This window comes from Jejuia spongiicola, assembly GCF_023502325.1.
Taxonomy (GTDB): Bacteria; Bacteroidota; Bacteroidia; order Flavobacteriales; family Flavobacteriaceae; genus Wocania_A; species Wocania_A spongiicola.
In genome coordinates this window covers 279,664-291,695 of record NZ_JAMFLZ010000004.1, presented here as the reverse complement: position 1 = coordinate 291,695, position 12,032 = coordinate 279,664, and the positions used below count along the sequence as shown (strand labels likewise).

At 31.5% G+C, this 12,032-nt stretch carries 8 protein-coding genes and 1 riboswitch; of the genes, 2 read left to right on the top strand and 6 right to left on the bottom strand.

The features are described 5' to 3' along the window. Nucleotides 1-406: 406 nt before the first annotated feature. From M3P09_RS11020 to M3P09_RS10995, 6 genes are all read right to left on the bottom strand, one after another. Nucleotides 407-643, bottom strand: a complete 237-nt coding sequence (locus tag M3P09_RS11020; RefSeq protein WP_249973168.1) for a hexameric tyrosine-coordinated heme protein — start codon at nt 641-643, stop codon at nt 407-409. An 84-nt stretch (nt 644-727) separates the two neighbouring features. After that, the gene (locus M3P09_RS11015; RefSeq protein WP_249973167.1) at nt 728-1,570 is read right to left on the bottom strand and encodes a helix-turn-helix domain-containing protein; all 843 of its coding nucleotides are present in this window, start codon (nt 1,568-1,570) and stop codon (nt 728-730) included. Nucleotides 1,571-1,676: 106 nt separating this feature from the next. After that, on the bottom strand, nt 1,677-2,846 hold the full coding sequence (locus M3P09_RS11010) for a trans-sulfuration enzyme family protein (RefSeq protein WP_249973166.1): 1,170 nt from the start codon (nt 2,844-2,846) through the stop codon (nt 1,677-1,679). Between the two features lie 122 nt (nt 2,847-2,968). Further along, entirely contained in the window at nt 2,969-6,370 is a 3,402-nt protein-coding gene (gene thrA / locus M3P09_RS11005; RefSeq protein ID WP_249973165.1) for a bifunctional aspartate kinase/homoserine dehydrogenase I, read from the bottom strand. An 18-nt stretch (nt 6,371-6,388) separates the two neighbouring features. Then, nucleotides 6,389-7,663 (bottom strand): O-acetylhomoserine aminocarboxypropyltransferase/cysteine synthase family protein, encoded by a 1,275-nt coding sequence (locus M3P09_RS11000; protein WP_249973164.1) that lies wholly within the window; start codon nt 7,661-7,663, stop codon nt 6,389-6,391. Between the two features lie 120 nt (nt 7,664-7,783). Continuing rightward, nucleotides 7,784-7,904: riboswitch (SAM riboswitch) on the bottom strand. Nucleotides 7,905-7,990: 86 nt separating this feature from the next. Next, nucleotides 7,991-9,544, bottom strand: coding sequence for a hypothetical protein (locus tag M3P09_RS10995; protein WP_249973163.1), 1,554 nt, complete (start codon nt 9,542-9,544; stop codon nt 7,991-7,993). Nucleotides 9,545-9,692: 148 nt separating this feature from the next. Between M3P09_RS10995 and M3P09_RS10990 the strand changes: the two genes are divergently transcribed. Both M3P09_RS10990 and leuB read left to right on the top strand, forming a co-directional pair. Next, a complete protein-coding gene (locus tag M3P09_RS10990; protein WP_249973162.1) occupies nt 9,693-10,868 on the top strand; it encodes a 2-isopropylmalate synthase in 1,176 nt (391 codons plus the stop codon). 11 nt (nt 10,869-10,879) lie between these two features. Continuing rightward, nucleotides 10,880-11,992, top strand: coding sequence for a 3-isopropylmalate dehydrogenase (leuB, locus tag M3P09_RS10985; RefSeq protein ID WP_249973161.1), 1,113 nt, complete (start codon nt 10,880-10,882; stop codon nt 11,990-11,992). The last annotated feature ends 40 nt before the right edge of the window (nt 11,993-12,032 follow it).

Genomic DNA, 12,032 nt, shown 5'->3' with positions numbered 1-12,032 from the left:
TGTATTTTGGGTCTTGCAAAATGAAATGTACAACAACAACTCGAAACAATAAAGATTAACTTTAAATGAGCTACCAATGAAATTAACAATATTAAAATTTTTAATGATTTTTTTTTATAATCCTACTATTTAGGTTTGTTATAACTTTAATCATGAATTTTTTTTCTATGACAGATGATGCACATGAGATTAACATTTCTTTAAATAAAACTATTAATAATGTTTTGAATTTTCCAATTGGGCTATTTGAGAAAAACAAATTTTCTATTGCATTGGTGCTGCTAAATACTTTTATTCAGTCGATTTTAATACTTTTTATAACTACTTTTAAATTTAAGAAAAATTTTAGCTCCAACTAGCACTCGTCTGTGACTATGACAATAAGAGTAAACAAAAAACAGAAAAACTACTTTTTCCAATACTCATTGGCAGCAGAAATAGTTTGAAAATTAACTGCAATAACATGAGACGCTGCTGTGAGCCCTGATGCACTATTAGAATAATCTTTTCGTAATTTTTTCAACACCTCAATATCTGGTTGTGTCGATTTTACTCCCATTCTTGAAAGCTTTATTGCTAATTCAAATCCTTCTTGTGGATTGTCTACTATTAAGCTTGTTAGCCATAATTCTTTTTGTTCCATAATTATATTGTTTTAAATTACTAAGACAAAATTATACTACTAGGTAAGCAATGTACAAGGAGCATTTAATTATCACATGGATAATTAAACCAATCTATTATTTTTCAATTGCTTCCTGAAGTCCTTTGGAGATATTCCTGTATACTTTTTAAAAACCCTTGTAAAGTATAGAGGATCATTATAACCAACTTCATATGCTATATTTTTAATAGGAAAATTAGTCAAGAATAATTTGTTTTTGGCTGTTGCAATCCGTTTTAAATTCAGAATATTAATAAAGCTATTCTGAAAATATTTATGACACAATCTATTAAAAGTTGTTAGCGAAACTTCTAAGGCATTGGCGTAAAACTTAGGAGAAGATTCTACAAAGAAATTTGTATCAATAAGTAACTTTATTTGATAGTGTAAATTATCTTTATCTGGTAAAGCATCTTGATTCCTTTTTGCTTTAACTCGAACTGCATTTATTAAAAATATTTTAAGTTGACTAGACACCATATCCAATTGTCCCATTTCTTTAACTAACAGTTCCTTATTTAGATTTGAATAGAATTCTGATAATTTTTTATATTCCTTTGCCGAGCACCTCAACAAACCGTCACCAAAAAAATTATTAAACAAAACACCCTGACAACCAATATCTTTAGCATGAATATCTATGCAAAAAAAGTCGGGATGAAACTGAATACAAACACCTTCAAAGTCGCCTTTTAAGCTCAGTTTTTGATAAGGATAATAAAATAAAATAAAGTGCTCTTTAATTATTATCTCCTGTCCATCCATTATAATATTACCTGCTGCTTTTTCAAAGAAAAAAACAGCATAAAAGTTAGGTACTTCAAATAACGAAGCAATGGTTTGTTTTGAAATAGGTATTAAAGCTAAAACCTTTTCCCCTTTTTTATTGAAAAGTATATTTCCCATTTAGAATGAGTTAAATATAACTATTCAAAACTTCGCTTCACTAAATTTCAAATGGAAAAAGTAAATTGTAATATAAAAGATATTTATAAGCAATATCAAAGTATGCTTAAGTATGTAATGCCTGCTTTAAATCTCCAATAACATCATACACATGTTCTAAGCCAACTGATACACGTACTAAACCGTCAGTTATATTAACTACAAGTCTATCGGCTTCAGCCAAACCACTGTGTGTGGTTGAGGCTGGGTGTGTTACAATAGTTCTGGTATCTCCTAAGTTAGCAGATAACGAACACATTTTGATTGCGTTTAAAAAGTTGCGGCCAGCTTCGATACCACCTTTTATTTCAAAAGCAACAATATTACCTCCTAGTTTCATTTGCTTTTTGGCCACTTTGTATTGCGGGTGAGATTTTAAAAACGGATACTTTACCCAGTTTACTTGCGGATGTGCTTCTAAAAATTCAGCTACTTTTAAAGCGTTTTCACAATGTTTATCAACTCTTACTGAAAGAGTTTCTAAACTTTTAGATAACGTCCACGCATTAAATGGTGATAAGGCTGGACCTGTATTTCTTGCAAACAAATAAATTTCTCGAATTAAATCTTCATTTCCAACAGTAACACCTCCTAAAACTCGCCCTTGTCCATCAATTAATTTGGTGGCACTATGGATTACCAAATGCGCTCCATATTTTATGGGTTGCTGCAAATATGGTGTTGCAAAACAATTATCTATGACTAAAATTAAATTATGTTTTTTCGCTATGCTACCTAAGAGCTCTAAATCGATAATATCTACAGCTGGATTTGTTGGCGATTCTGCAAATAAAATTTTAGTTTTTGGCGTAATAAAACCTTCAATAGTTTCTGGCTCGTTAATATTGAAATAACTGGTTTCAATATTCCATTTTGGTAAATACTTTGTAAACAATGAATGCGTTGAACCAAAAACAGAGCGGGCTGACACAATATGATCACCACTATTTAGCAACGCAGCAAAGGTTGAAAACACAGCTGCCATTCCTGTAGCAAAAGCGTAACCACTTTCTGCGCCTTCCATTTTACAAATTTTATCTACAAACTCTGAAGTATTCGGGTTTGAGAACCTACTATAAATATTACGTTCCTTTTCTTCGCTAAAAGATGCTCGCATATCCTCAGCGTCTTCAAAAACAAAACTTGATGTTAAGTATAACGGACTGGTATGTTCTAAAAATTCTGTACGATTTATTTGTGTACGAATAGCTTCTGTCTCAAATTGTTTTTTATTCATTGTCATATTCTCTAAGCTTGTTAAAAGCTTTAATTCTAAAATTTGTTTGGTCGAGCGCAGTCGAGGCCTCTTAGTTTTTTAAAATAAATAACCTCTCGACTGCGCTCGAGGGGACAACGCTACTAATTGATATGTTTTGACAATCTCAAAATATCTCCAAAAACGCCTCTAGCTGTTACTTCTGCCCCTGCTCCTGCTCCCTGAATTACAATAGGTTGCTCTCCATATGATTCTGTAAATATTTCAAAAATAGCGTCTGATCCTTTTACATGACCCAACGTACTATCTTCTGGAATAGACACTAGCCTTACTTCTAAATTCCCTTTATCTTTCGATAAATCTCCTGACAAATCACCAACATATCTTAATACGTGCCCTTCTTCTTGATTATCTTTTATCTTTTGAAATGATTCATCGAGAACATTTAACTGACCTAAAAATGATTCGACCGAAATATTTTGATATGCTTCTGGTATTAAATTTTGAACTTCAACATCTTCAAATTCATTTTGTAAATCCAACTCTCTTGCTAAAATTAAAAGCTTTCTTGCCACATCATTTCCTGAAAAGTCTTCTCTTGGGTCTGGTTCTGTAAATCCTTTGTCTATTGTTTCTTGAATAATCTCACTGAAAGGTTTATTTTGAATAGAAAAATTATTAAATAAATAACTTAAAGTTCCTGAAAACACACCTCTTATTCTCGTAATATTTTCACCAGATTCGTGTAGCAGTTTAATCGTATCAATCAATGGTAAACCTGCACCAACCGTTGTTTCATATAGATATTGTTTATTATGCTCTTCTAACTGAGCTCTTAAATTTGTATAAAAATCGTGCGATATAGTATTCGCTACTTTGTTTGATGACACCAAATCGAAACCAGCCTCAACTAAAGGCACATAATTTGAATGAAACTCTGAACTTGAAGTATTATCAACTGCTATTAAATTTTCTAAATGATGTGCTTTTGCATAAGCAATAATAGATTCAATTGAACTTTCTTGTAAAGTTGTTTTTAAATCATCTTGCCAATTTTCATTAACGCCATTTTTATTTAAAATGAGTTTTGTTGAGTTAGCAATAGCAAAAACATTTAAGTTAATTCCTTTTCGTTTTTCAATTTCATCCTTAGACTTTAAAATTTGATTAATTAAGGCGCCTCCTACTCCTCCGTGACCAAAAATTGCAATGTTTATCTTTTTTGAAATTCCAAAAACTTCACCATGAATAACATTAACGGCTTTATGCAATTGATTCTTTTTAACTACCAGACTCACATTTCTACCTGTAAATGTATTGTTGAATAACAGTGGTGTAATTTGATTTTTAATTAATGCATTAAACGGTTTATGGAAAGAACTAAGCTCAATCCCAATAATTGAAATTACTGAAACATCGTCAACTACTTCAATCTTATTTACATCTTGCGAATAAAAATCATTTTCGAATTCACGTTCCAAAGCAATTACTGCTTGGGTTGCTTTTTCTGCATCTATAATTAACCCTATACCTCTTTCTGACGATCCTTGAGAAATAATGCTTACACTAATTCCATGGTCGCTTAAGGCTCTAAAAATTCGAGCATCAACACCTATCTTTCCTAATAACCCGCGTCCTTCTAAATTTAATAAAGCCACATTATCTAAAACAGATAAAGATGTTACTTCTTTTGAATTTGACTTCGCAGTAATTAAAGTTCCTTCATCATCTGGATTAAAAGTATTTAAAATACGAAGGCTAATGTTTTTTTCAACTAGTGGAATTATAGTTTTAGCGTGTAAAACAGTAGTTCCAAAGTTAGCAAGTTCGTTAGCTTCACTAAATGATAATTCTCTAATTTTTTGAGCATCTGCCACTAAATCTGGATTTGCTGTATAAATACCATTTACATGGGTGTAGTTTTGAAGCTCTTCTGCATCTAAATGATTTGCTAATAAAGCTGCTGAATAATTGCTCCCGTTTCTACCTAGCGTAGTCGTTTCTCCTTTAGAATTTGATGCAATAAAACCTGTTACAATGTTAACCGTATCTCCATTATTTTGCTTAAAATAATTTCTAACATTATCTTTAGTTTGCTTAGAAATTGGTTGCGCATTCCCAAAAGATTCATCAGTTTTAATTAACTGCCTAGAATCTGTTGCTTTTGCTTTTATTCCTCTTTCATTTAATAAAGCAGACACTAGTTTAACTGATAGTAACTCGCCTTGTGCTAAAATTTTGTCTTTAGTTTTTTGGCTATAATCTCGTAATAAACTTACGCCTTCAAAAAGTTTATCTAGGACTGAAAATTCTTCAGAAAAGTCAATCGTTTTTAAAGGTTCTCTTTGATAATCTTTAAAAACTTTTAATAACTCTTGGTAATCTTCTCCTTTAATCGATGCATTTAAGATGGACTCTAAATCATCAGTTGCATTGCCTCTAGCCGAAACGACCACGACAATTTTTTCACCATCATTTATTTTATTTTCAATAATGGAAAGTACTTTATTTAATCCGTTTCCGTTTGCTAAAGATTTCCCTCCAAACTTTAATACTTTCATTTTTCTTTTTTTAGAATTTGGCACAAAAATGCCTTCTATTATTTTTTCTAATTGCTCGTATTCTATTAAAAACGCATCGTGTCCATGTACAGAATTAATTTCGTTATAGGTTACATTAGGGTGCGTAACTGCAAGTTGCTTATGAGTTTGCCTGTTTTCTTCAGCAGTAAAAAACAAATCAGAATCTACACCAATAATGTGAATATTGGCTTTAATGTTTTCTAGTACATTAAAATCGTTTTTTCTGTTTTTAGTAACATCAATCGTTTTTAGTAATTGATTCATTAATTTATAAGCTGAAAGCTGAAAACGTTCTTGCAATTTATTACCATGGTGTAATAACCAACTCTCAACATTAAAAATTTCTAAAGCTTCATTTTTTGAGCGTTGGAAACGTTCCTTAAACGATTCTGGAGTACGATAACAAAGCATGGCATGCATTCTTGCATCATGTACTGGGTTTTTAGAATTTAACAGAAACTGTTCTTGAATTTGGCAGTTAGCAATTAACCAATCGGTAGACTTCCAATCTGTCGCTACCGGAATTAAATGCTCTGTAAAATCAGGTTGTAGTACGGCCATTTCCCAAGCAATCCCTCCGCCTAACGATCCTCCAATGACAGCAAATAACTTTTCTATTTTTAGTTTTTCTAAACCAATTAAAAACAGTTTTGCAATATCTCGAGCTACAAAATCCTTATAGTTTTCGATAACAAAACCATCATAACCATTCCCAGGAATATTAAATGCTAAAACGGAATACAGTTTTGTATCAATTACTTTATTATTCCCAATTAAATCTGACCACCAACCATTTTTTCCTGCAACATCACTGTTTCCTGTTAAAGCATGATTTACCAAAACTATTGGTGCTGTACCTATAGGTTTACCAAATACTTGATAGCTCAACTTAATTTCAGGGTTTGCAGCTTTACTTTCGGTAATAAAGTCTGAAATAATGATATGCGACAGTGAATCTTCCAATAGAAAAATTTATGCTAATTAAATCGTTTTAAATGCTTCTTTTAAATCATTTTTTAAATCCTCGATATCTTCAATACCTACTGACAATCTGATTAAATCTGCTGAAACACCAGCTGATTCTTGCTCAGCTTCATCTAATTGTTGATGAGTTGTACTAGCTGGATGGATAATAAGTGATTTAGTATCACCGATGTTAGCCAGTAAAGAAAATAATTTAGTATTATCTGCAATTTTCTTAGCTGCATCAAAACCGCCTTTATGTCCAAAGGTTACAATTCCACTTTGCCCTTTTGGCAAGTACTTATCAGCTAATGATTTATACGAACTAGATTCTAAACCTGGGTAATTTACCCAAGCAATTTCATCTTGAGACTCTAACCATTTGGCAAGCTCCAAGGCATTTTCACTATGCTGTTTTATTCTAACAGGCAACGTTTCTAAACCTTGAATAATATTAAATGCGTTTGTTGGACTTAAAGCCCCTCCAAAATCTCTTAAGCCTTCTAGAATTAATTTAAAGGTATAAGATGCAGCACCTAAAGTTTCATAATATTTTAATCCGTGGTAACCTGCTGATGGTTCAGTAAATTCAGGAAATTTCCCGTTGCTCCAATCAAAAGTTCCACCGTCAATAATAGCCCCTCCTATAGAAGTACCTTGACCACCAATATATTTTGTTAATGAATGAATAACAATATTTGCTCCATGCTTCAATGGATTTAATAACGCAGGCGTTGCTACTGTATTATCAACAATAAAAGGAACACTTGCTGCTTTTGAATGCTCCGATATAGCTTCTATATCTAATACATCTAGTTTTGGGTTTCCTAAAGATTCAACAAAAAATGCTCTTGTATTATCTTGTACAGCATCAGCAAAATTTTCAGGTTCAGAAGCATCAACAAATGTAGTTGTTATACCTAAGCGTGGTAATGTTACACTCAATAAATTATAAGTCCCTCCATACAAACTACTAGATGCTACAATATGATCTCCAGCTTTTAATAACGTTAATAAGCCTGTTGAAATGGCAGAAGTTCCTGATGCAAATACAACAGCTCCTATTCCTCCTTCTACTGCTGCCAAACGGTCTTGTAAAATTTGATTTGTTGGATTGTTTAAACGCGTATAAATAAACCCTAGTTCTTGTAATGAAAATAAGTTTGCAGCATGATCTGAATTATTAAAAACATATGATGTAGTTTGATAAATTGGTACTGCTCTAGTTCCTGCGTTTGTAGTTACGTCGTGTCCAGCGTGTAATGCGTTTGTTGCTAATTTTTGTGTACTCATTTTTCTAATTTTTTTGAGTTAATAAATGATTAAACCAAAAGTCAAAATGCGCTTATAAAAGCGTACTTAATAGAAAAATGTTAAAAAGAAATTATAAAAATTACTGAAAGTAATTTCGTTTGGTTATCTATCTAAAACACTAGTTATATTAGTAGTTTAAGTAGAATTTAGCACCTTCTTTACAAATAAAGGGTTGCTAAGGTTTCGCAGGGTCTAATCCCTCCACCTTTCTTGATAACATTTCAATAAGTTATTGAACTTTGTGAGTGCAAATATTCGGTCAGAAAAAGTTATAAACCAAATTTTTTTGAATTTTTTTTGAAAAAATTATGGATTTCGTAAAATTTGAGCTTCAAATTTATTCCTGATTATCAAACCAACAGGTTTGTTTTCAATTTTAGATTCTAACCATGAAATTATATCTAAATACAAGAATGCTCGACTTTGGTATGGGTCATCTTCAAACTGCTTTAGCTTTTTATGTAGCTTAATAAATTCTCCCTTAACATCTTGTGGATAAATATCTCCTAAGCCTCTTAAAAACTTGATAAACTCTTTTTGTACTTCATATAGGTCTTCCATTTTAATTAAAAACTTATAAGTACTTCTTATTAACACATCTAAATTATAATCTAAGCCAGCTTCATAATGTGCCACCAAATTTAATATTCTAGAAAAGCACAGCAAATCTTCTCGCATGTGCAGCGATTTATTACTAATTATTTTTTCTAAAAACTGAATACATCTTTTAGTTTCGCCTGCACCAAAATACATGCTAGCAATTTTATAATAAAAAACCATAACGTGGTGTTCATCAATACGGTTTTTATATTTTTTTAATTGCTCTAAGACCTCATCTATTAAAGGTAATCCTTCTGTAAAACTACCTTCAATAAAATGTAAGTTAAATTTATTGTTATAAATATATAAGAACGCTAAGCTTTCATTATTATCATCTAACGGAAACCATTTTTCTTTAGTAACCTCTTCTAATTTATAAAGGGTTTCTTTAAACTTTTCATAATGTCTTAAATAAAATAAAGCTTCTAACAAATAATGATTTCCTCTTAAAAAAAAGACAGGATTTAATACAATCATATCTTTATTCCCATAAAAAAGGTCTACCCATTTAGTAGCATATTTGTAGCACGATAAAAAATCTAGAGTTAAAAAACTATACCACAAATATGCTTTATACAGCCATAATTTCTCTCTAAATCCTAATTTATTAATATCATATTCTGGTAGTCTATCATTAAAATATTTTGTTATTCTTCTATGTTCGGTATCATTCTTTATGTATCCTGTTTTTAAAAACAATCCATATAACTGGAGTGATAAATTAGATAACTTGCTAGCCAAAACATTTTGTAAACTAAGGTCTTTTGCTTGTACTGTTAACTCGTCTGCTCTATTATTTAAACTTCGTGTAATATATTGAGACTCAATAATTTTTTCGAGCTCAACAATCTCATAAGCAATATTTTTTTCTTCATTATTTATTGCTAAAGTTTTGGCTTTATCTAAAATTTTTAGGCTTTGCTTATAAAGTCCTTTGTGATACAAAATAGTTGCAAAATCTAGTTGTTCTCGTATTTGAATTCTAACATTTTGATGTGATGGATTCAACCTTAAACTAATAAGAATTTGCTTATACAAATGTGCCTTTAAGTTTGATAATTGTTGTTTTTTTACAATTCCTTTCTTTAAAATAACAACCTCATCGTATACAGAAAGCTTATCAAGAATATTAAAAAGAGTCAAAAATTTTGAATCTTCATTTACCCCTAATCTGCCAACGTAAAGCTTAAATTGTCTTTTTTCAGATTTAGACAACGACTTTACTAATACAAACAAATTATCTTTTTGCTCTTTTGTCATAGTTAATAAAACACATTTAACTTGCTTATATTCAATAAATTAAAAATTAATACTTTAGGTTAAACATCGTAAAAACTATATGTTGAATTCTCGTTTTACGAAACCAAAATATACATTCGTAGTACAATACAAAAATATATTCTAATAAATGTCTAATAATAACGTCCAAATTTTTGATACAACACTTCGTGATGGAGAGCAGGTTCCTGGTTGTAAACTTAATACAGAACAAAAATTAATTATAGCAGAACAGCTTGACAATTTAGGAGTAGATATAATTGAAGCTGGATTTCCTGTTTCAAGTCCAGGAGATTTTAAATCGGTTGAAGAAATATCTAAAATTGTAAAAAACGCAACAGTTTGTGGTTTAACACGCTCTGTTGAAAACGATATAAAAGTAGCTGCCGAGGCCTTAAAATATGCTAAGACACCTAGAATACATACAGGTATTGGGACATCTGATTCTCATATAAAACATAAATTTAAATCGACTCAAAGCGATATTATTGAGCGCGCTGTTAAAGCCGTTAGCTATGCAAAATCTTTTGTAGAAGATGTTGAATTCTATGCAGAAGATGCTGGCAGGACAGATAACGAGTATCTAGCCCGCGTTTGCGAAGCCGTTATTAAAGCTGGTGCCACAGTTTTAAATATTCCAGATACAACTGGATACTGTTTACCTCATGAATACGGAGCAAAAATAAAGTATCTAAAAGAAAACGTAAAAGGTATTGATAAAGCCATTTTATCGTGCCATTGCCATAACGATTTAGGTTTGGCAACAGCAAATTCTATCGAGGGAGTTATTAACGGTGCTCGACAAATAGAATGTACTATTAATGGTATTGGAGAACGTGCAGGAAATACAGCACTAGAAGAAGTTGTTATGATTTTAAAGCAACACCCTTATTTGGATTTAGATACTAAGATTCAAACCGAAATGTTATATGGTATTAGTCAATTAGTATCAGATAGTATGGGAATCTACACACAACCAAATAAAGCTATTGTTGGAGCAAATGCTTTTGCACATAGCTCTGGAATTCATCAAGATGGTGTTATTAAAAATCGTGAAACTTACGAGATTATTGACCCGAAAGATGTTGGTGTAACTGAATCTGCAATTGTTTTAACAGCAAGAAGCGGAAGAGCAGCTTTGGCTTACAGAGCAAAAAATATTGGTTATGAATTAACGAAGCTTCAACTAGACGAAATTTATACTAACTTTTTAGATTTTGCAGATAAAAAGAAAGAAGTTGATGACAATGACATTCATCAAATTGTAGAAAATAGCAAAGTATATAATGAAATTACTTCTGCTTAAATTTAAATGAAATGAAATTAAATATTGCCGTTTTACCAGGTGATGGTGTAGGACCAGAAGTTACAGCACAAGCCGTCAAGGTTTTGAAAGCTATAGCCATGGAGTTTGGTCATTTATTTACTTTCAACAAAGCTTTTGTGGGTGCATCGGCAATAGATAAAACCGGCGACCCTTTGCCAGAAGAAACTATTAGCATTTGCCAAAACGCAGATGCTATTTTATTTGGTGCCATTGGAAGCGCTAAATATGATATGGATCCTGATGCTAAAGTAAGGCCAGAACAAGGTCTTTTAAGACTTCGTAAATCACTCGATTTATATGCTAATATTCGACCTGTTATAGCCTACGAAGATTTACTAAATAAATCATCTTTGAAAGTAAAGCAAATAAGAGATACAAATATTTTGATTTATCGCGAGCTTACTGGTGGTTTATATTTTGGAGAGAAAAAACTCAGCAATGATAACGCTTCAGATATTTGTGAATACTCACGTTTTGAAATTGAACGTATTGCACATTTAGCTTTTAAAGCAGCCCAAACTAGAAAAGGCAAACTAACTTTGGTAGATAAAGCCAATGCATTAGCGACCTCTCGATTATGGCGCAAAGTGGTCAAAGAATTAGCATCACAATATCCAAATGTTGAATTAAATTTCATGTACATAGATAATGCAGCCATGGAGCTCATTATAAACCCTAGACAATTTGACGTTATTTTAACCGAAAACATGTTTGGTGATATTTTATCTGAAGAAGCCAGTGTTATTGTTGGCTCCATAGGTTTGCTAGCATCTGCATCAATAAATGATAAGTATGCCATGTTCGAACCTATACACGGTGCTTATGACAAATTTGCTAATAAAGGTATTGCTAATCCAATAGCTTCAATTTTATCAGCTGCTATGCTACTGGATCATTTTGGATTAGACAAAGAAGCTGCTTTGGTGAGACAAGCTGTAGATAAATCGTTAAAATTACATATTACAACACCAGATTTAAACACTAAGTATGATAATATAACCACCACAAAAGTGGGTGATTTTATAGAGGATTTTATAAATAACCCAGAAGAAACCAATTTAAACTTTAAAAACATACATCTCGGACAGTCCACAATTATTTAATTATTTTAAGTTAGTCACTTTTTTAAAAATTTTTGGGATT